Raw genomic sequence first — 21,114 nt, forward strand, 5'->3', positions numbered from 1 at the left:
CGTGCTCTGAAGAGCAACTCATTTCTAGTCATTGATAAGGTAATATCATGCTTCAGCAATACATCAAACGAATCCTGACGGCGCGTGTATACGATGTGGCGATTGAATCGCCAATTGATCACGCTGGTTTTCTTTCAGAGCGTTTGGGTAACAATATTATTTTGAAGCGTGAAGATCTCCAGCCAGTGTATTCTTTCAAGCTTCGTGGTGCCTGCAATAAAGTAATGCAGCTTCCCGAAGAAGAACGTAAGCGCGGTGTCGTGGCTGCATCAGCCGGCAACCATGCGCAAGGTTTGGCGTTGGTGGCTCAACAATTGGGCTTACCTTGTACCATCGTGATGCCGAACACTACGCCAGACATTAAAGTGAAAGCGGTTCGAGCGCGAGGCGCGGAAGCAATCCTTAAGGGGGATACTTTCGATGAAGCCTTTGCGTATAGCCAAAAGCTGGTGGAAGAAAAAGGCTATGTCTATATCCATCCGTATGACGACGAAGACGTTATCGCGGGTCAGGGCACCATTGGTATGGAGCTATTGCACCAGACCAAAGGCGATCTTGATGCGGTGTTTGTACCTGTCGGCGGTGGTGGTTTAATTGCCGGTATTGCGGCTTATATCAAGTACCTCAGACCAGACATTAAAGTCATTGGTGTGGAATCCAACGAATCCGCGTGTCTCTACGAAGCGATGAAAGCGGATGAACGTGTGATTCTTGATCAAGTTGGCATCTTTGCTGACGGTGTTGCTGTGGCGCAAATCGGGGAAAATACCTGGAAAGTCGCCCGCGATTATGTGGATGAAGTGATCACGGTTTCTACCGATGAAATCTGTGCCGCCATGAAAGATATCTTCAGTGATACCCGTGCAATCTCTGAACCGGCGGGTGCCTTGGGTGTGGCAGGTCTTAAAAAATACGTTGAGCGGGAAGACGTTGAGAACAAAAATCTGGCGGCCATTGTCAGTGGTGCGAATACCAATTTTGACCGCCTGCGTCATGTAGCGGAACGAGCTGAAATAGGTGAAAAGCGCGAAGCCTTGTTTGCAGTGACTATTCCCGAGCGTCCTGGTGCGTTCAGAAAGTTCTGCGAGCTGTTGGGCAAACGCAACATTACTGAATTCAACTATCGCTATTCAGACAACGATCAAGCGCAGATCTTTGCGGGCATTCAGTTAGCTGATCAGAATGATCGTCATTCCGTGGTAGACGTGCTGAATAGTGAAGATTATTTGGTGATGGACTTAACCGAAAATGAAATGGCGAAAGTACACGTTCGCTACATGGTCGGTGGGCGTGCTGATAACGTTAATGATGAAGTCGTGTATCGTTTTGAGTTCCCGGAACGCCCTGGCGCTTTGATGCGTTTCTTGAATCAGTTAGGTCACAAGTGGAATATCTCGATGTTCCATTATCGCAACCATGGTGCTGCGTATGGCCGTGTGTTGGCTGGTTTGCAAGTGCCCGAGGATGAGCGTGGACTTTTACGAGAATATATGGATAAATTGGGCTATCGTTATTGGGAAGAAACGGATAATCCTGCTTATCAATTGTTCTTGAAATAAATACTATAAGGTGCTGATTTCAAAGAACTGTTTATGTACTAAAGCACGTTTTTGGAATTAGCATGCATTTACGTTTTGCCCGTCTTAAAAACCCTTTTTGTCAGCTGGTACTTATACTGGCTGGCGTTTCTATGTTGTGCTCTCCAGGCTATGCCGATCCGAAAAAGAGTGACCATGTTCACTTGGGAACAGGGGATTGGCCGCCTTTAATTAGCCCAGAAGAGGATGGCTTTGGGCCGATTTCTCAGATTGTAGTCGAAAGTTTCGAGCATGAGGGGATTACCCCTATTCTGCGTTTTTGGCCTTGGTCTCGTACCATGGAAAACTTGAACGAAGGTAATATTGATGCCAGTTATGCGTGGCGCAAAACGGATGAACGGCTTGAGACGTATGCATTCAGTGATCCAGTTTATGACACGGGTAATGTGTTTTTCTATCGTAAGGGGTATCCGTTTGATTGGACGGTCATTGAAGACCTTAAGGCCTATCGGATTGGTGGTGTGCTCGATTATGCGTATTCCAACGAGTTCGTCGAAGCTGAAAAAGCGGGTGTACTAAAGCTCGATCGCGTAGCAGATGAAAAGCAGCTTATTTATTTATTGTTAGCAGGCCGAATCGATGCCTTTCCTGCATCGAAAGTTGTCGGTACTGAGTTGTTACGCCAGCTGGCTCCCGATCAGTTCGATGAAGTGGTGATTCATCCTAAACGAGTTTCAAGTCATCCGCTTTTCTTGATTACCCCAAAAAACGAACAAGGCCAGAAACTGATAGAGCGTTTTAACCGTGGTCTTTCTGCCATAAGAGAAAGCGGTCGTTATGATGCCATCAACAACCGCTTTCAATAGCCTGATTAAATTTAGTTAAGGAACCTCTGTACAAGTCCCTTAATTCAAACCGATTGATTTACTTCTTTTGTAGCGCGTTAAAGGCTGCCATTTGTTCTTCGGTTGCTGGTTGTTGATGCTTTTCCTTCCATTCGCTGTAAGGCATACCGTAAATGCGTTCACGTGCCTGATCATCCGTTAGTTCAACCCCTAAATCATCGGCTGCAGCTTTATACCATTTCGAAAAGCAGTTGCGGCAGAAACCAGCCAGGATCATTAACTCAATATTCTGAACGTCTTTGCGATTATCAAGATGGGCTAATAAACGTCTGAATGCCGCTGCATCCAACTTGTCCTGTTGTTCTTGAGTCAGTTCTGGTGAAGTCATGTTGCTACCCTTATGTGAATTAAATTTGTCTAGATGGATTCTTAGAAGCTTTCAAATACTCGCTCAGAGTTTCTGTAAGTATAAAAGGGTCGCATTAATCTGAGAAAGGTTCGAGTAAATATAAGCAGAAAGCTAGACGACACTGGTTGAGACAGTTAGAATTCCGCCTTCCTTTCTGAGAACATTTCGTTCTTCAAGGATGCACCCGTAGCTCAGCTGGATAGAGCGTCGCCCTCCGGAGGCGAAGGCCGCGCGTTCGAATCGCGCCGGGTGTGCCATTTTCTTCAGAGTTCTTCTTTTGTTTTTCCTTTTAGCTGATTTTTTGATCAATTTCTTTTCAAATGATTTCATTCTGATAGTATTGGCGCCTTTTTAACCTCAGGCACGAGCAGTTACCCAGAAATGAAAGCAGCAGATACCTTCCAGCTAAGTCCAGCACAGTCGAATAAGCTTTGGCATAAATGTCTTATGTCCTTGTATTTGCCTGTGGTTGCGAGCGCAATGACGCATTTGTTGGTGTATCCGATGCTGATGCTTTTGTTATTTGTTTGGTATATGCGTAACCCTGTGATGAAAGCGGTGTTGCAAGACAGAGCAGTGGCTAAGCTGTTGTTTGGTTTTGTTGCGGTTAGCTTTGCGTTCTTATCTGCTTGGTTGTATCTCACTTTTGAGCCGGCACGAGTACTGGTCAGCTCAGCCTATGTGGTCTTTGCTGTGATGCTGGGGCGTCGTCTTGAGACCTTAGCTCATACAGTGTGGCGTGGTGCCCGCACCAGCTACCAAGTATAGGGAGCCTCTGAACAAGTTCGCCCTAGAAGTTCGCACTAGCAGCGGGCGCTAGAAAACCCGTTGGGTGCTCCACCTACACTTGGTGGAGCTTGCTTTTAGGTTCGTAGGCAATGACTTGATTACGGCCGGCATCTTTTGCTGAATAGAGTGCTTCATCGGCGTGATCAAACATCTTGGTTCGGTGTTCAGAAGAGTACGGGACTAATGAGTTCAGCCCGACGCTGACGGTGACTTGCAGTTGCTCCGTAGCAATTTGGAAGGGCGTATCCGCGATTTTCTGTCGAATCTTTTCTGCCACTTGATAAGCACCTTGTTCGCCTGTATCCGGCAGTAGTATTACAAACTCTTCGCCACCATAACGACAGGTAATGTCTTCCGGTCTTGAGATCACTTGTTTGATGGTATTGGCGACCATCACTAAGCATTCATCGCCGACTAGGTGTCCGTGGTTATCATTGAATAGTTTAAAGTGATCAATATCGATAATCAGTAGTGATAATGGCTGTTGCAGGCGGTAAGCGGTGGTGTAGTAGTGTTGAAACTTTTCGTCGAAAAAGCCTCGGTTTTTGAGCCCAGTTAAGGCATCTTTCGAGTTCAGCTCGAGTAATTTTTGGTTCAGTTCTGCCAACTCAGAAGTACGCTCGTTGACACGTTGTTCCAACATCACGTTGGCTTCTTTTTGAATTTTCAGTGTTTCTTCTTGCGCTTTCCGCGCTTCTCGTTCGTGTTCTAACGCTTCTAATTGGGCGCTGAAGGCTTTGCGCTTTTCTTGGTTGAGGCGATCCGCCAAGGCAATGGACAGCAGAATGATTTCCAATGCCGAACCAATTTGAGTGGCACTTTCAGTAATCACATTCTGTGGCAGCAGGGTGAATTTATTGAGCGCCAACACAATGCCGCCTGAAAGCATCGCGGTCCATGCCACCGTAAAATAACGGGCAGAGACATCGCCTTGAATACATCGATAGACGCCTGCCATTAAAAGTGCGACACAGGCCGATACCGCTACATAAATGGTTGGACGAATCATGGTTTGGTAGGTAAATAATAAAGAGCAAACCATCAGGATGGCCGCAAACCAGGCGACCGCTTGCAGTGAACGGTTGATCCAGAAATGCGTTTCCGGTTTCAGCGATAAGAAACGCAGTGAGAAGAAGGTGCCGAAGACCACGACTCCATTCAGGAAGAACACAATCGACTGATCGTTCCACCAAGTGGCTGTGGGCCAGAGATATTGGAAGCTGAGACCATTGAGTGACGCCAAAAACAGCGGCATGCAGCTGATGTAAGCCACGTAGTGCAGATAGGTTTTTTCACTGACCGCAAGATAGACGAACAGATTATAGAGAATCATCACTAAGGCAATCCCGAAGTAGATGCCTTGGAAGATGACGCGTGATTGATCTACCTGGTGAAAGTCAATGGGGTTCCATAGATCCAGTGGCGCTTGCACTGAGCTGGTGGTTTTGAGCTTGAGGTAGACGTCGATTTGTTCGTTCACTTCGAAACGCATCGGGATCAGGAAATTTCGGTTTTGTACCAAGCGTTCATAAAAAGGAATTTTATCCCCAAGAATAAAGTGGTCGGTATAGGTACCGTTTCTCACCAGATAGACGTCGATGTGATCCAAGACGGCATAGCCTATTTCAAGGACGCGTTCGAAGGCCATAGCGTCTTCATTACGCAGAGAAAACTTCAGCCAATAACTGGAGTCAGAATAACCAAAATTCACTTGATTACCTTGATTCTTCTGCCATTGATCGTGAGGTGTGGATTGCAGAGCGGTGAAGGTGATCTGATGATTCGGGTCTTCTATAAAATAGACCGCATCTTCGAGGCTCAAACGTCGTTGGTTTTCGTTTAAGGATAGATAATCTTTTGCGTGTAACTGTGATGAGCAGAGTAAAACCAGCAGTGAAACGATCCATATCATGCGCTGCATAGCCGAAGCCTCAAGTTATTGTTATTTTTGTTCCGTCTATCATAGCCTAGTTGGCTATAGATTGACCTGCAAACGTACGACAATAAGATAAGTTTCTCTGTGGTTACAGGTCAGAATAAAGAGTACGAACCAGCGGCGGTTTATGAATTATCGGGTTATGGTTCCAGCGATTGGCGAATATCCACCAAGCGTTCTACTTGTTCGCCTTCGTCGTCAAAGTTTTGTGGGCTTAGCCATTGTTGAAATGCCATTTCCAACTGCGGCCATTCTTTATCAATCACAGAAAACCAGGCGGTATCACGGTTATGACCTTTAACCACCTGAGCTTGTCGAAACACCCCTTCAAACTGAAAACCTAAACGCAGCGCGGCACGTTTTGAGGGCTCGTTGAAATCGTTGCACTTCCACTCATAACGTCGGTAGCCTAAGGCGAAGGCGTGTTGCATCATCAAATACATGGCTTCGGTGGACAGGGGGGTACGTTGCATTCTTGGGGAAAATTTCAGGTGCCCGACTTCAACGGAACCGGCCGAAGGCATGATCCGAAGATAGGCCGCCAGACCAACCGCTTTACCGGATTTGAGGTCAATGATGGCGTAGAATTTTTGATCCGGCTGCTGGATCTGTTCAGACAACCAATCCTGGTATTCAGAAAAATCACGAAACGGACCATAAGGAAGATAGGTCCAGCTTTCAGGGGTAATATCTTCTGCATTTGCCTGATACAGTGCCTGGCCATGAAGTTTTGGATTCAGTCGTTCGAGTCGGCAAAAACGGCCAGTGGTTGGAATCTCGGTGGGGGAGCTAGGAGGTGTCCAATGTCCCATCGGTTCACCAAGGGTTTGCCCGTATTTGTTGGTAGTGAGATCGGAGGCGTGAGTCGTTGTTGTCGTTATTGTTGTATTCATGAACTGATTGATTTACCAAGTAAAATTGTAAATCTAAAGAGTGTAGATGTTTGTCAAAAAGAATGCGAATGCTTGGGTTTGAGGTTCCCTACGCTTATGCAGAAGGTTACAGCTCTGGGTCGACAAAATCCCGCATTGTACGGGATTTATCCTTAGCAAATGGAGACGGTTTTCGATACTAAATCCCAGAAAAATAATATCGGCCCGCTTGCTCTAATATGATATAGCGAGTTCCTCGATCATTTCTGTAGTTATAACAAGTACTAGTGGAGTGGATGATAAGACAGTCGTTGATTGTTAGCCTGAATGGGCTGTTCTTTAAGTGATTCTCTTGGTTGGCGCTCGAAGTCTTGATCGCATTTTCTAAACTTGCAACGATCGCCTTGTAGTCCTTGATTAAGCGCTCTCGGTGAGCCGGCTTCATCTCTGTAAGTTGATTGCTGAGGCTTTTGTATTCATTTTCATCCAAGCCTGCAAAAAAAAGTGCTTCATCTTTTGGAATGGCCAAATGCGCAAGAAAGTACGAAAAGTCGTGACTCGACAGTGCCTTTACCACAGATTTTGCTAAAGCAAGCTGGCTGTCTTGAGGGTATTTGTCATGATCCACTTTTATCCCATTTCTAAAGACTTGGCTCTTCAGATCATCAAGCTGCTTGCTACTCAATAGTGCGATGGTCGATGGCTGGTATTGCTCAGCGATGTGTTGATATTTGTCATACGCCTTATTTAACTGGATGCTGTCTTCCAGCTGTTTTGCGGTAACAAATTCAAGGTTGGCTTCGTGTGTATCACTCGTCGCATGGCTTAAGTTTGTATAATTTAAGGCGAATAGTAACAGCAATGTATTCAATAGCTGGTTGGTTAAGCGGCTTGGCTTGGTCATTCTCTCAGGCACCTTTCTCATTACTCTTGTTACCCTTTTCATTACTTAAAATACCAATAGTAATTATTGTCTGCTTTGATCAGTTTAAGTCCACGAATGTCTTGCCAGTTCAGTTCGTATAGCAAAGCAGTACCTTTACTGCCTCCCTTCACATACTCTAGTGTTGCATCGTTGTCTAACAGCTGATGTAAGTTGTCGATGATGTTGATAATTTTAGAGTCATTCGAATCCAACAGTTTTTGCATGGTTTCGATGATATCCGGATCAACTTCTGCATCAGGAGAATGTGCAAGCGGACTCAGGTGATGCACCAGATATTGAGCGTCTTTATTTTTAAATACTTTGATCAATGATCGGAGTAAGTCCTGATAAGTCGATTGCGGATACGTATCGCTGTCTTTTTTAATGCCACCATTGAACACTTTGTCTTTGAGTTCACTGATTTCTAACGAACTGACAACGCTGGCGTTGCTTCCGGGGTAATTTTTGATGATGGTTTGCAATAGATCGTATTGTTTATCAAATTCCCCGGTATGTTGATACAAGCTCGCCTCAACAAACAGGCGGTTGGCCTTACTGTCATCAGGCTGTGTTTGTGGTGTTATTTGCGTTGTATTGCAACCGAGCATAAAAGCTAGGGAAAGTGTAATCAGGGAAAGTCGTGCAATTTTTCTCATTGATGAACTCTGGGATGGTCTTTGGCGATTTATTCAAGCATGGCCGCATGGCAATTTCTTAGGTCCGTGAAGCGGGGACTAAGGCCTTCAGCCGTTCGACGTATGTTTACGTCTTCGGGCTGAAGGCTCCTTAGATGCTTGTTAGGTATTAAGCAGCGTATGTATTTTTTGCTAGCTCAACGTTTCCCCTAAGTATTTCGTCACCACATCCCGCACGGCACGAGATTTATCCTTGGCAAAGTTGGCCAGGTACGGACGAGCGTCCGGATATTCTGCCAGTATTTCCATCAGGATGGCTCGATTATCGGCGCGCAGGAATTTGGCGACTTTTTTCAGCTCATTGGTTTGTGTCAAAGCGACCACCCAAAGCTGGCAAGCCTGAAGGTGATTATGTTTCACGCAATACAATAGGATGTGTTCATAATTCACGCCTAATTCATGTATCCACATCAGAAATTGCGCGGTGGCCTGTTCTTCATACGCATCGTCATCATCGTCCTGCTCCAGACGTTTCTGTAACGACATGCTGCCCTGAAGAACCTGTTGATCAAGAAGGCGATTTACCAGGTTACGCTCAAACAGTTTAAAGCCACGATAATTCACGTTGAGCAGTAGTTTCGTTAGGCGATCACGGCGGGTGTCGTCCAATAACCAAATCAGAGTATCCAGACCATTGAGACGATAATCGGGCGCCTGCACTTTCAGGTATTCGCCATGCAGATATTGTTTGCTCATTGTCAGAGTCGTCTGATAATCGGCGTCCCCCTGCAAGTAACTCATAATCTGATCCAGCAGTTGCTGGCTGCGGAAATCACGGTCGGTTAGCTCGAAACAACGTTGCATCAGCTGTTCGCCGTTAACGTCACTGTTAATCAGCAACACAAAGCCGCCAATCTGGTTTAATGCTTTGGCCGGTTTTTCTGAACCACCAATAATTTCCCAGTGATCGCCTCGGTCTTGTAATAGCCACAAATTTTGCCAGTCGATGTCCAGCGGTGCCAGGTTGTTCAGAGTCCGGAACTGTTCACTGACCTGATGTGGTTTCTGCGCCAGACGTTCATCACTCAGTTCGACAAACTCGGTGTTAAATTCGTCTGTTAAGGTCGCGTTGAAGTCTTCCCATTGCATCGTATTCAGACTGAGCTGAATACTGCGCAGCAGCGCTTGGGGCAGATCGGTGTTCAGTTCTTGCTGATACAGCTCGCTGAAACGCGGGTATTTCAATAACAAACGGCGGTAAAACTCGGTTTTGGTGCTTTCGTTAATATAACGCAGACCATGATGTAAGGCCTCAGCATCGCGGCGCTTAAGCGGGCCAAATACCGACTGGTCGTCACTGTCGATGTGGGCAAATTTATCCAGCCATTCCTCGTATTCTTCCGGACCGTCGTAATTATTCAGACGACACTGGCTTACCTGAAAGGCCTGCAGATAAGCGCGATCGATACCGGCATCCAGCATCCTGAGGCGATAGTGCTCCAGAGCGTCGGCGCCATCGTCAAATTCAACATGGTAGTCATTCGTGGAGTAGGCCTGGGATACCAAACGGGTTACCCGTACCGGCGCTAACGCCACCATCAGTTGCCACAGGCGTTTGGCTTGTTGTTTAAAGGCACAGTCTTTGGGCGCCTTTAGCAGCCAGAAACAAATTAATAAACAACGCTGATAATTCTCGTCATGGTCACTTAAAAAATGGTAGCCAATCTGTTGCTGATTAAACTGGTTCATATTCAGAGGTCCACGCACCACTTCTTCGCGGTGGGCATATTGCTCAAATAACTCAATTACCTGCGGCTGGGTTAACTGTGGCTCTTCGGCGGTGAAATAGTCGGCCAGTTGTTCGACCTGTTGTTCCGTCATGCCTCGTTGATCAAAAATTCCCTCACCGAGAATATCGAGACTCTCTCGAAGATAATCGAACATCGCCTGCCAGGGTGTTGGCGATGCAAATTCAGCGGCTAATTTTTTGCTGTTGGCATTGGTGGCGTTATTTTCATAGGCATCGTGTAATAACAGCGCCATTTGAGCGTATTGGCCGATGGCAAAGGTGCCGTCGTCTTTTCTGGGCCAGTTGGCCGGGTTGGCCAGTGTCGGATGTTCACTGAACAACTCGCGTGCTGCTTCTAAATTCTCAAAACACAGCAGTTCGTCCATGTCGCAAAACGTGGCGCCGATGTCATTCAATAAAAGGGCATTGATCTGTTTTTCCTGATCCGCTGCAGATGCCTGGCTGTAACGACTGAAATAGGCATGTGTATCCAGCAGTTCATAATTCTCAATCAGACGGACAGGGAGAAAATTCCCCAACTCACGTTGACCCAACAGGCGGTAGAATACATCCAGCAGACGCAATACCTGTTCGCCACGTTGTTGCAGACTGGAGGATGGCATAATGTCGGCCAGTTCTTCGGCATCTTCATCATCACAATACATTTCATCCAGCAGTTCATACAGTAATGGGCCAAGTTCCGGGGCGATGTTCTGATTATTATGAGTGCCAAGCAGATCGTCGCTGAGTTGCTGATAAAACGCCGGAGCGTGTCGTTGTGCCAGCTCTATCAGAGGGATTTCGGTTAAGGCCTCAACGGCTGCCGGCTGGCTGCCATCAATTATATGTTGCCAGACCGTATCCCCCTGAGGTAACGCCAAAATTAGCGGTTTCACATTACGCAGGTGCTGACCTGTTGTGTCGTTGTCCCAGTATTCTTCTTGATAAAAATTACCCGTCGCGTAACACACCAGCGGCTTGTTGGTTTGTGCTTTGATCTGTTGTTGTAAGTCGAGTGCCTCGTCTTCCAGGCTGGCGGTTATAAAATGCTGCTGGCGGTGTGCTTCCTGGTCTTCTTCGTTGAACGGGTCACCTTCTTCGGGCAGCAGGGTTAAATAAAAGTCGAGTACCGGGTCGGCGTTATCAAAATCGCTGTCTTCGCAGTACAGCATTTTCGGACTGGTCAGTAGGCGTTCAGTTAAGGCTTGTTTGAACCAAGAGTATTCTTCCGGGTTGGCTTTTAAGAATTCGCCGAGTGGTTGATAGTGAGTGTCACTTTCCCATTCGTTGCCATACATCTGGAAACGTATGCCACTGTTGTCACACCAGATATAGGCGTTAATCACATCGCGTGTCCAACCGTGTTTGTGCACAAAATGGGCGAGGTAATCCCTGTAGCCACCGGCGTGCTCATCGTCCCAGTAGGGGATAAAAAACTGTGCCAAGAACGTGATGTATTGACTGTCGTAGCAGCCCAATAAAAATAACGCTTCAGTGCCGTACACCCGCATGTCGTCAGTCCACATGGCGCTGGTGTCGTTGTATTTTCGGGCATAGGCGACCATGGCTTCGGCGGTGTTCACCAACTCGCCGATAACGGTTTCGTGTTGCAGTGCGATGGCAAACAGGATGGCTTCCGAAACATACAGTTCGTCGTCATCCGCGATGGTTTCATCGTCTTCAAAGGTCCAGGACTCTGGACCTTGCTGATATGCACTATAAGCAAGCTTTCGCCAGTGTTCACTTTCGATGTCCTGGAACTGCAGGCGACGAGTCGAGTTTTCTTCCTGTACAACAAACTCTACATCGAATTGACCTTTGTTAAAGGCACGGCCTGTCGCCAGGTGTTGCTGGTACTGTTGCAGCGCGGAACGCAGGGATTCTGGGCGGTCGATAAAAACAGGGATTTGGATGGACTTGTCGAACTGCTTCATGGGTTGTCCTTAACTTTACTTTCCATAACTAATAGTTTGTAAATTAGGTCAAGTATGATATCAGAACCTGGCAGTTGCTCAGAGTCTTCTGCTTAGGCAAATGGTTACAGTCTGTAAGTTCAGAGGTTATGTCAGGCTTCTCGGACGAGAAGCCTTGTCAGGAAGGAAATGGTATCAGCACGAAGATTGTTATTGAGGTCTCAGGCTTGGCCAACGAGTGATGATTGAGAAAGCAGCCAATGCGGCTAAGGCCCAGCAGTACACGACGGAATCAATCAATTGCAATGGTGACAGTCCTGCGATGGAGGCGGCTAAGAGCATTTGAGCGCCCCAAGGAATGATGCCTTGAACAACACATGAAACTATGTCCATTAGGCTGGCACTACGTCGTGGGTCGACCTGATAACGTTCTGCTATATCTTTTGCCAAGCTGCCTGAAATCAGAATAGCCACTGTGTTGTTGGCGGTACAAAGATTGGATAGGGCGACAGACAGTGCAATGCTGGTTTCGCCTGCGCGTTGATGATTGTCGTTACGTTCTGATCGGCGACTCAGTTTGTCGATCTGGTTGGCTATCCAGGTTAAGCCACCGCCGGCTTTCATCAGTGCCCCCAAGCCAGCAATGAGTAGGGACAGAATGATGATTTCCTGCATGCTGCTATAACCGGCATAAATGTCCTTCGACCATTGAGTAATGTGATACTCCGGCATCATTGAAAGCCCAACCACACCTGCTAATACGATGCCTGTCAGCAGCACTGCCAAGACATTTAAGCCTGCTACTGCGAGTACTAATACCGCCACATAAGGTAGGATGTTGATGAGCTTGTAATCTTCAACCGGTGCGTTGTTGATTTCACTGCCTTGAATAAACAGCCAAACCAGGGTGATCAGCGCAGCAGGAAGGGCGATCTTGAAGTTCAGTCGAAACTTGTCGGCCATTGAGCACCCTTGCGTTCGGGTTGCGGCAATGGTGGTGTCGGAAATAATCGACAGGTTATCACCAAACATGGCGCCACCCATTACTGTCCCTACGGTTAATGCCAAGGGTAATTCGGTGACTTCGGCTAACCCCACCGCGATCGGTGCAACCGCTGCGATGGTGCCCATCGAGGTACCCATTGCGGTGGCCATAAATGCTGTCATGACAAACAAGCCGGGAAGGATCAAAGAAGAAGGAATCACGCTAAGACCAAAGTTGACCGTTGCATCAACACCGCCAATGGCTTTAGCGACGCTGGCAAAACCGCCGGCTAGCAAAAATATCAGTAGCATGGTGACTAAGGTCTGATCGCTACAGCCTTTAATAAAGTGTTCGAAGCGTTCATTAATGCTGCCTTTTGCCAACAATAACGCCAGTATTATGGCTGGTAGAATTGCAACTGGAGCGGAGATTTCATAAAAGGCAAACTCGATTCCTTGGTTTTGATAATAGAGACCGCTGCCTATAAACAGAGATAGAAACAGAAGCATGGGCAGAAGTGCCCAAGGAGAGCCTTTGGTCATGATCGAACTCCAGTAGAAAAGCCGCGTATTCTAAGGAATTTTGACCGTTTGGATAATAATGTTTCGTTATAAACTCATGCCCTTTGTTAACGCCATCAAGGCATCATTAAAGGGCATGTGTGGTGGGTGTTTTAATAATTACTATTTATTTAGTAGTGCTCACTCCCGACTGCGGCTATTGCTTGATCGGCAAATCCAACCAAGATTGGTAATTCTTGTGGTACTTAAACTTTAACGAATACAGCTCCAGGGTTGGTGGTGCATACAGTAGGTCAAAAGTATCGATCACCAGCGCCAGCTTATGACCTGCCGGTACGTCATAGGCTGTTGCTACCAAGTCAATATTAACGGTTTGGCGTTGATCTTCTGCGGCTTCGTAGTCTGTTACCGGGGCGTGTGTGATCAAGCGGCCAATGCCAACATTATCGACGTCATATAAATAAGCCACCATCTGATATTTGGACTTGCTGGGTTCGATGTTGAGTTGAAGCTTCGGAATACCTCGAAGTTGTAATGTTTGATCGAGACGTCCGGTATCAAAGACAATGCCGTTCACTCGGCTAATGAAAGGAATCGAAGTCAGCACTGGTGCATCAATTTCCCCTTCGATTAGGCTCGACAGCATAGGTACGCCGGTATTGGCCAGTGTGTCGAGGCCGGACAAAATGGTATCCGTTTGCGTCCACCATGGACGGTAAGGACTGTCTTCCAGTGAACCATTGGTTAGCAAACCGCGTGAGTGAAGATACAAGCGTTGATCCTGCACCAGCGGGCTCGGCCATTGTTCCAACTGCTCATACTGATCGTCAGCGTATTTTGGCTCTACGTTATACGCCGATTCTTGATCAATGCCGTTTTGTTCGCCTTTTAGATAACGATCAAACCAGCGCTGGGTATTGGTCCAAAGATAGTGCTCTTTATCTGCATTGATTAAGCCCCACAGTTCAGCACTGGCGTGCATGCCTTGGCTTAAGTCGATGCGTTTCGGCGTGGTCAGCTTCTCATACAACGCAAGGGCTTGGTTGGGTTGGAACAGGTTGTCGCCATAGTTATTGGCAATATAGATAGGTACATTACGCGCGTTTAGAATATCCACATAAGTCACGGCTGAACGACCATACGCCCACTCCAAGGTTTCCGGGATGTTCTTATGAGTAATCAGATTACCGTAGTTTTTGGCAATGTCTTCTTCCGGGTTGCCTGTCAATTCACCCAAGAGTGTTAACAGTCCACCCCAGATCAGGCGTGGTGTGTCCTGAGCATAGAGAGACTCAACCAAGTCGCCCCAGGTGCTCATGGCAACGACCGCTGAAACCCGTTCATCGTGTGCTGCACCGAGTAAGCTGATCCCTGAACCGTAAGAAATTCCTGATACACCGATGCGTTCAACATCGGCAGGGGTATTGGCCAGTAGCCAGTCAATCATACGGCTGAAGTCGATCATGTCTTTAGGGCCAGCGGTATTGATCTCACCTGTGGACTCACCAAAGCCACGCGTCGCATAGCTCAATACGATATAGCCTTGCTCTGCCAGTTTCGCGGCTTGAGGAATGTATTGGTATTCATCTAATGACCAGCTATTAATAAAGATGATGGCCGGATAGCTTTCCTTGCCTGTGGTCGGAACAAATACATTGGCGGTCAATTCAACGCCATCAAAGCTGGTAACCACTATGTCGTCATTGACGGTATAGAGGTCGGAGTCAGGGAATTGGCCAGGAATAGAGGTAAAACCAGCCAGTAAATTGGTTGCGTGGGTATAACTGCTTAACCCAACGACCAGCAACACGACCAATGCGGTAGCGAATTGCTTGGATAGGGTATGTGCGTGCTTAATGACGCGTTGAGTACTCATATTTATCTCCAATATTGTTATTTTTGTTGTGGATCTATCGTTTTGAGTGACAACTATTTTGTGTGCTTCAGGTAAAAGGCCCTCCGTCTATGTAATCTGATGTCTTAGGAAAGGTAGCAAGCCTGATGTGATCTTGCAGGTTTAAAAGTGACGTAAATAGTCCGAAAGTTCTTGTTTGTCGTGGCTGTCGTGTTTGATCAATTGATAATGTGAACTGGTCGAAAAATAGTCAGAGCGATTGGGTAGGCGACATAATCTTTCAGAGATGAAGAAAATCTTGATATAGCTCTATGCTTTTAGAATCAACCGTTTGGCCTTTGTGGTTATTGCGGTTATAATCGCGCGATCAAAAAATACATATGGCCTTATTTCTTCAAAAGGATGGGGCTGATTAGCTGATAACAGAGGTCTTGAAAGATGATGAAAGCCATTCGTTCAGTTGTTGCGGTACTTGCAGGCGTGATGCTAACTACCCTGGCAATTGCGAGCTCAAATAGTGACGATGCAATCCGTGAGCGCATCAAGCCAGCAGGTTCTGTATGTATTCAGGGCGAAGAATGTGCTGCAGCGTCAGGTGCTGCGTCTGCTTCGGCTTCTGGTCCTCGTTCTGGTGAAGACGTTTACAACTCGTTCTGTGGTGCTTGTCACGGTGTTGGCGTTTTGGGTGCTCCTAAAAAAGGAGCTGCTGCTGATTGGGCGCCTCGTCTAGAGAAAGGGTTCGATAGCGTATTGGCTAATGCAATCAACGGTATCAACGCGATGCCACCGAAAGGCACCTGCGGTGACTGTTCTGATGAAGAACTATCGGAAGCGATTAAATTCATGAGCAACTAAGCGTCATTAGAATTTAAGATTCTTCTAAAAATGGGCTAATCAAGGTTAGCCCATTTTTTATGCCTGCTATTTATTGCGCGTTTGGCGTTCCCTTCTTTGTTCTGTCTTTCTTATGATTCTGTTTCTGTGGCCGATATCAATATGTACTGAGGCATAGTTGATCAGTATCCTGGAGCCGACTCGTTCCAAGACGCGTTACAATTTAATGGTATAAGGCAGCTCAATTCTAAATAGTTCTGGAATATCATTGGTTTACAGGCTAAGGTGGTTTATTCGGCTTCGCATTTTATTGGATCAAATCTTTTCCCATGAAACCGTTATTTGTAGACATAAAGTAACGGAATAGATAATGAGCAAAGAGCGGTTGATCCGTAGAATGTTTTCTTTAATGCATCAGAAGTAGCGCTAGGATTTATGAGCTCTCGTTTGGCTGATTCAAAGTTTATCAGTTTAAAGTTTCAGGTGGCCAGTGCCTTTGCACTTGTTGCGTCCCTCATCGTACTCGTGTTTGCGGTAGCGACCTATATTTGGTCGACCGAACGTTTGGATCGATTACTTGAAGCCGAGCTCATTAAGTATCAAACCAATTTCAAACAACTTATTTCTATGACTGGTGATGGGCTGGTGGATGTGGCTGATCAAGTCATGTTGCTCGCCAGTACCGAAGCACTGACCGCAGGTGGTATTCACACTTTGTCGGGCGATTCAGCCAAAGTAGCCGATCCCGACCTAACCGCACTCATGCGTGCCATCGACCTGCAATGGGATAACCTTAATCTCTTTGGTCAACTCGACGCCATTGTGTTGTTGGGGGATCGCGCCGAAGTGTTGGCTCAGAAAGGCCAGGTAAGTATGCAGCCTGTCACGGCGCTGCTGGAATGGGTGCCACAGAAAAGCCGCCCTGAGTCGTTAATTCATTGTTCTGATGATTGCCGCTTATATATAGGTGTTCCTGTTTTACTCGATGGCGGAAAACGCTACGTAATGGTGATAGCGCAATCGATTTCTGATGTGGTTGCTGCGATGGGGCGTTCGTTCAATGTCGAGTTGGCTCTGGGTGTGGCAGGCGAGTCCAGCTATTTAGGCCGGATGGCGAACTGGAATGTGGGCTTGATGTCATCGTCCAGTCAGGTGCTAACCAATGACGTACTGAATTATGCCAGTCGCACTCACAGTTTGAAGGAACTGATCAATGCCGGTCAGCAGTTATTGATGCAGGAAAAAGCCTGGGCCTTATGGGCTTTGGAAATCAATCAACACGGTGATGTGTTATTGGTTGCATCGGATTTGACAGAAGAACAGCAAAGCAGTCGCCAGTTGATGATGTTCTCGCTGTTGTTTGCTTTGTTGGCCGGAATGTTATCGGTGCTGGTGGGGGTGACTTTATTGTGGCGTCCGGTTCAACGCATCGCGTTGCATAATCAAACCTTGCCGCTGTTGGCCGATGGTGAATACGAACTGGTCCGCAGTCGTTTAGCACCGGATCATGGTAGCCATTACAACGAAGTGGATCAGCTGGATGTGGCAACTGTGGATTTGTCTCGTCGTTTGGAATTTCTCAGTCGTGAAGTGGAGTTAAGAACCGGCGAATTAGAACGTTTGGCGATGTATGACACTCTGACACACTTGCCGAACCGTTCTCTGTTTGTTCATGAATTACGAGAAGCGGTCAATGATTTGCGAGATCATCCCGACGAATCTGTGGGCTTAGTGTTCCTAGATTTGGATGGTTTTAAGCGGGTTAATGAAACCTTAGGGCACATGGCTGGCGACAATCTGTTGGTACAGATGTCTCGCCGAATTCAGACACTTATTACCAGACACGATACCTTGTGCCGTCTGGGTGGCGATGAGTTCGCGATTATCTGCCGTCATCTTAAAGACCCGGACGACATTCATGTATTTCTCAAGAAAGTCTTGGCTGAGTTCCGTAAACCGGTTGAAGTAGATCAGCGCGTTTTAACCATTACCGCCAGTATTGGAGTGGTCTGTTGTGATAATCCGGACAGCAGTCCTGAAGACTTAACTCGTCAGGCTGACATGGCAATGTACGCTGCCAAGGACGAAGGCAAGAACAGCTTCCACTTCTTTAACGATCAGATGTTGATCGATATTTCGAAAGCGTTGGAGTTGGAATCCGAGCTCCAAACGGCGCTGGATAATGATCAGTTCTGTTTGTTCTTACAGCCGAAATACTGCCTTGAATCGGGCGTGCTGGATGGCTTTGAAGCCCTTGTTCGTTGGCGTCATCCAGAAAAAGGGCTGATCATGCCGAATCACTTTATTCCTCAAATGGAGCAAGGTGAGATGATCTTCCAGTTGGGGCGTTGGGTGATCAGTCATGGTTTGAATATTATCCGTGGGCTTGAGCGCTCGGGGCTAGGTCAATTTAAGTTGGCGGTGAATTTGTCGGCGCGTCAGTTCTGTGATGATAAGTTGGTGGATCACCTTAGTGCTTGTTTGCAAGACATGCCTGGTGATCGCTTGGAATTGGAAATTACTGAAAACGTGCTGATTCATAACAGTGAGTTGGCGGCATCGGTGATGAAACAGGCCAACGATTTGGGCGTGACCGTGGCCTTGGATGATTTTGGAACCGGCTATTCGTCCTTAAGTTATTTACGTCAACTGCCGGTGGATGTAATTAAGCTGGATCGTAGCTTTATCGCGCCGACCAACGAAAGTGAAGAAAGCCGTCATATTGTGACGTCGGTGATCGATTTGGCGCATAAGCTGAATAAGTACGTGGTGGCAGAAGGGGTCGAGACTCAAGAGCACTTGCTGTTTCTGAAAGAGCATAACTGCGACAGTGCTCAAGGCTTTTTACTCTCTAGACCGATTGATGAGCATGAACTGCCGGATGTGTTGGCAAAAGGCGATGTGCAGAAGAAGGCGTCTAACTATCTGAATGCCGATGTGCTGGATATCATCACCAGCGATGAAACGGTTTAGTCTTTTCCGTCTTTCGCTGTGATTGGTTCAGTCACCTAGCAGTGACTTTAAACTGCTTAAGGTTGCCTGACCGTGTGCTTTCAGCTTTTCAGGATCTTCCTTTGACTTTACTCCCTGCCAGGTTAAATCTTCTTGTGGTAATTCTTCCAGGAAGCGGCTTGGTGTAGTGTTAAATATCTCACCATACTGCTTGCGTTTAGCGGCGTAAGTAAGTGTTAACACTCGCTTGGCGCGGGTAATTCCCACATACATCAAACGTCGTTCTTCTTCGATGTTGTCGTCATCGATACTGTTGCGGTGTGGCAACAGTTCTTCTTCCATGCCCATGATATAGACATTGGGATATTCCAGACCCTTCGAGGCGTGAAGCGTCATTAGTTGAACTTTGTCGGTTTCTTCCTCTTCCTCCTGACGTTCCATCATGTCCCGCAGCACCAGCTTAGCAATTGCGTCTTCGATGTCGCCTTCGTCGCCGTCTTCTTGTGCCCGGTGGATGGAGCGTTGCAGCGATTCCACCAGAAACCAGATGTTGTTCATGCGCTTCTCTGCTTGCGCCGGGCTGTTACTGGTTTGATGAAGCCAGGCTTCATAATCGATGTCTCGAATCATTTCGGTAACGGCATCGATGGCGTTGCCTTGATAGCAATTTTGTGTGACGCGTAACATCCAGTCTCTAAACTGACGCAATCGTTCAGTCGCCTTTTCTGACAGTACTTGATTGAGGCCAATGTCATCACAGGCGTCAAACAAGCTGACATTACGCTGGTTAGCCAATCCACTCAGCTTTTCAAGTGTGGTTGGGCCGATCTCGCGTCTTGGAATGTTGATAATGCGTAGGAAGGCATTGTCATCGTCAGGGTTCACGATCAGCTTAAGGTACGCCATGATGTCTTTCACTTCAGCGCGCGAGAAGAAGCTGGTACCGCCAGATAAATTGTAGGGGATCTGGTAGGACTGAAGTTTCATTTCTATCAGTCGTGATTGGTGATTACCGCGATAGAGAATGGCGTAGTCACTGTAATGATTGCCTCGGCGAAGACGCTGCTCGATGATGTCTGAGGCTACGCGTTCGGCTTCGGCGTCTTCACTTTTACAGGCGATAACCCGGATCTCTTCGCCCATGCCGTAATCCGACCACAGTTTTTTATCGAATTCGTGGGGATTGTTGGCAATAAGAATGTTGGCGGCTTTCAGTATGCGGCTGGTAGAGCGATAGTTCTGCTCCAACTTTACGACTCTTAAGCTTGGAAAATCGACTTTTAACTGGGTTAAGTTTTCTGGTCGAGCACCACGCCAAGCGTAGATAGACTGATCATCGTCGCCTACCACGGTGAATTGCGAGCGCATACCAACCAGTTGCTTAACCAGCAAATACTGACTGGTGTTGGTGTCCTGATATTCGTCCACCAACATGTAATGTACTTTGCGTTGCCATTTATCAAGAATGGCCGGATTGTTCTGGAATAACAGCGTTGGCAGTAGAATCAGATCGTCAAAGTCGACGGCGTTATAGGCTTTGAGGTAGCGATTATAGTGTTCATAAACCACTGCAGCGGCCACTTCTTCCGGCGAACCGGTGACGTTCATTAAGTCTTCCGGCATCAGCATTTCATTTTTCCAGTTGGAAATCTGATTCTGAATTTGCTCGGCCATGCCGCCATCATCGTCGTATTGGCGGATCATGATTTCTTTAATCAGGCTCAATGCATCTTGCTGATCGAAAATTGAAAAGCCGGACTTGTAACCCAGAGCCTTACACTCTTTGCGAATGATGTTTAAACCCAAGTTGTGAAAGGTCGAGACGGTCAGTCCTCGACTGGCTTTGCCTTTGACTAACTGCCCGACACGCTCTTTCATCTCGCGTGCGGCTTTATTGGTAAAGGTCACGGCGACGATGTTGTGTGCCTTGATACCACAGGTATCAATGAGATAAGCGATCTTGGTGGTAATCACGCTGGTTTTACCACTGCCAGCTCCTGCAATCACAAGAAGCGGTGTGCTGATGTATTTACACGCTTCCTGTTGTCGGTCATTGAGCTGTTGAATACGCTTTTCTATGGCTGTCATAAGGTGTCTGGCAGGGTCTAAGTAGCAGTGAAGAGAGTTCGCGGATTCTACCAGAAACAGCAGTAAAAAAGACGAAAAATAGTGAAGTGTCAGAGTAATTTCCCGACAGTTTACATAATGCCGTTCGTTTCCCCGTAAAGACCTCCCTGATCCATCTAAAAATACGATTGGTTAACTGAGCAATACCTCTAATACTTATTCTTATGCCTTTATTGGAAAGGACTCTGT

General features: G+C 46.9%; 14 protein-coding genes and 1 tRNA gene. 6 read left to right on the top strand and 9 right to left on the bottom strand.

From position 1 onward, the window contains the following. Positions 1-47 precede the first annotated feature (47 nt). Positions 48-1,559, top strand: a complete 1,512-nt coding sequence (ilvA, locus tag ACFOEK_RS18615) for a threonine ammonia-lyase, biosynthetic (protein WP_386722982.1) — start codon at positions 48-50, stop codon at positions 1,557-1,559. Between the two features lie 62 nt (positions 1,560-1,621). After that, the gene (locus ACFOEK_RS18620; RefSeq protein WP_386722983.1) at positions 1,622-2,404 is read left to right on the top strand and encodes a substrate-binding periplasmic protein; all 783 of its coding nucleotides are present in this window, start codon (positions 1,622-1,624) and stop codon (positions 2,402-2,404) included. Between the two features lie 58 nt (positions 2,405-2,462). Here the strand turns inward: ACFOEK_RS18620 and ACFOEK_RS18625 are convergent, their stop codons facing one another. Continuing rightward, positions 2,463-2,771 (bottom strand): DUF1244 domain-containing protein, encoded by a 309-nt coding sequence (locus ACFOEK_RS18625; RefSeq protein WP_449280227.1) that lies wholly within the window; start codon positions 2,769-2,771, stop codon positions 2,463-2,465. 201 nt (positions 2,772-2,972) lie between these two features. Here ACFOEK_RS18625 and ACFOEK_RS18630 point away from each other — a divergent pair. Next, positions 2,973-3,049: transfer RNA gene (locus ACFOEK_RS18630), tRNA-Arg, on the top strand. 124 nt (positions 3,050-3,173) lie between these two features. Beyond that, on the top strand, positions 3,174-3,560 hold the full coding sequence (locus ACFOEK_RS18635) for a hypothetical protein (protein WP_386722984.1): 387 nt from the start codon (positions 3,174-3,176) through the stop codon (positions 3,558-3,560). A gap of 73 nt (positions 3,561-3,633) precedes the next feature. Here ACFOEK_RS18635 and ACFOEK_RS18640 read toward each other — a convergent pair whose 3' ends face one another. From ACFOEK_RS18640 to ACFOEK_RS18670, 7 genes are all read right to left on the bottom strand, one after another. Next, entirely contained in the window at positions 3,634-5,502 is a 1,869-nt protein-coding gene (locus tag ACFOEK_RS18640) for a sensor domain-containing diguanylate cyclase (protein WP_386722985.1), read from the bottom strand. Positions 5,503-5,657: 155 nt separating this feature from the next. Beyond that, complete coding sequence (locus tag ACFOEK_RS18645) at positions 5,658-6,410, bottom strand: GNAT family N-acetyltransferase (protein ID WP_386722986.1); 753 nt, start codon at positions 6,408-6,410, stop codon at positions 5,658-5,660. A 178-nt stretch (positions 6,411-6,588) separates the two neighbouring features. Next, positions 6,589-7,293, bottom strand: coding sequence for a hypothetical protein (locus ACFOEK_RS18650; RefSeq protein ID WP_386722987.1), 705 nt, complete (start codon positions 7,291-7,293; stop codon positions 6,589-6,591). Between the two features lie 41 nt (positions 7,294-7,334). Then, entirely contained in the window at positions 7,335-7,970 is a 636-nt protein-coding gene (locus tag ACFOEK_RS18655; RefSeq protein ID WP_386722988.1) for a hypothetical protein, read from the bottom strand. Between the two features lie 171 nt (positions 7,971-8,141). Then, on the bottom strand, positions 8,142-11,672 hold the full coding sequence (locus ACFOEK_RS18660; RefSeq protein ID WP_386722989.1) for a hypothetical protein: 3,531 nt from the start codon (positions 11,670-11,672) through the stop codon (positions 8,142-8,144). Between the two features lie 189 nt (positions 11,673-11,861). Next, the gene (locus ACFOEK_RS18665) at positions 11,862-13,178 is read right to left on the bottom strand and encodes a Na+/H+ antiporter NhaC family protein (RefSeq protein WP_386722990.1); all 1,317 of its coding nucleotides are present in this window, start codon (positions 13,176-13,178) and stop codon (positions 11,862-11,864) included. A 175-nt stretch (positions 13,179-13,353) separates the two neighbouring features. After that, positions 13,354-15,033 (bottom strand): CocE/NonD family hydrolase, encoded by a 1,680-nt coding sequence (locus ACFOEK_RS18670; RefSeq protein ID WP_386722991.1) that lies wholly within the window; start codon positions 15,031-15,033, stop codon positions 13,354-13,356. Positions 15,034-15,450: 417 nt separating this feature from the next. On the opposite strand from ACFOEK_RS18670, the gene ACFOEK_RS18675 reads away from it, so the two are divergent. Together ACFOEK_RS18675 and ACFOEK_RS18680 are read left to right on the top strand one after the other, a co-directional pair. Next, positions 15,451-15,867 (top strand): c-type cytochrome, encoded by a 417-nt coding sequence (locus ACFOEK_RS18675; RefSeq protein WP_386722992.1) that lies wholly within the window; start codon positions 15,451-15,453, stop codon positions 15,865-15,867. Between the two features lie 414 nt (positions 15,868-16,281). Beyond that, a complete protein-coding gene (locus tag ACFOEK_RS18680; protein WP_386722993.1) occupies positions 16,282-18,819 on the top strand; it encodes a putative bifunctional diguanylate cyclase/phosphodiesterase in 2,538 nt (845 codons plus the stop codon). A 27-nt stretch (positions 18,820-18,846) separates the two neighbouring features. Here the strand turns inward: ACFOEK_RS18680 and rep are convergent, their stop codons facing one another. After that, entirely contained in the window at positions 18,847-20,886 is a 2,040-nt protein-coding gene (rep, locus tag ACFOEK_RS18685) for a DNA helicase Rep (RefSeq protein WP_386722994.1), read from the bottom strand. Between the last annotated feature and the right edge of the window lie 228 nt (positions 20,887-21,114).

The organism is Litoribrevibacter euphylliae (assembly GCF_042646085.1).
Lineage (GTDB): Bacteria > Pseudomonadota > Gammaproteobacteria > Pseudomonadales > Litoribrevibacteraceae > Litoribrevibacter > Litoribrevibacter euphylliae.

What these genes read in the sequence shown, in the direction of transcription:
- ilvA (WP_386722982.1), top strand. Translation starts at nt 48, where the DNA reads ATGCTTCAGCAATACATCAAACGAATCCTGACGGCGCGTGTATACGAT.
- ACFOEK_RS18620 (WP_386722983.1), top strand. Translation starts at nt 1,622, where the DNA reads ATGCATTTACGTTTTGCCCGTCTTAAAAACCCTTTTTGTCAGCTGGTA.
- ACFOEK_RS18625 (WP_449280227.1), bottom strand. Translation starts at nt 2,771, where the DNA reads ATGACTTCACCAGAACTGACTCAAGAACAACAGGACAAGTTGGATGCA.
- ACFOEK_RS18635 (WP_386722984.1), top strand. Translation starts at nt 3,174, where the DNA reads ATGAAAGCAGCAGATACCTTCCAGCTAAGTCCAGCACAGTCGAATAAG.
- ACFOEK_RS18640 (WP_386722985.1), bottom strand. Translation starts at nt 5,502, where the DNA reads ATGCAGCGCATGATATGGATCGTTTCACTGCTGGTTTTACTCTGCTCA.
- ACFOEK_RS18645 (WP_386722986.1), bottom strand. Translation starts at nt 6,410, where the DNA reads ATGAATACAACAATAACGACAACAACGACTCACGCCTCCGATCTCACT.
- ACFOEK_RS18650 (WP_386722987.1), bottom strand. Translation starts at nt 7,293, where the DNA reads ATGACCAAGCCAAGCCGCTTAACCAACCAGCTATTGAATACATTGCTG.
- ACFOEK_RS18655 (WP_386722988.1), bottom strand. Translation starts at nt 7,970, where the DNA reads ATGAGAAAAATTGCACGACTTTCCCTGATTACACTTTCCCTAGCTTTT.
- ACFOEK_RS18660 (WP_386722989.1), bottom strand. Translation starts at nt 11,672, where the DNA reads ATGAAGCAGTTCGACAAGTCCATCCAAATCCCTGTTTTTATCGACCGC.
- ACFOEK_RS18665 (WP_386722990.1), bottom strand. Translation starts at nt 13,178, where the DNA reads ATGACCAAAGGCTCTCCTTGGGCACTTCTGCCCATGCTTCTGTTTCTA.
- ACFOEK_RS18670 (WP_386722991.1), bottom strand. Translation starts at nt 15,033, where the DNA reads ATGAGTACTCAACGCGTCATTAAGCACGCACATACCCTATCCAAGCAA.
- ACFOEK_RS18675 (WP_386722992.1), top strand. Translation starts at nt 15,451, where the DNA reads ATGATGAAAGCCATTCGTTCAGTTGTTGCGGTACTTGCAGGCGTGATG.
- ACFOEK_RS18680 (WP_386722993.1), top strand. Translation starts at nt 16,282, where the DNA reads ATGAGCTCTCGTTTGGCTGATTCAAAGTTTATCAGTTTAAAGTTTCAG.
- rep (WP_386722994.1), bottom strand. Translation starts at nt 20,886, where the DNA reads ATGACAGCCATAGAAAAGCGTATTCAACAGCTCAATGACCGACAACAG.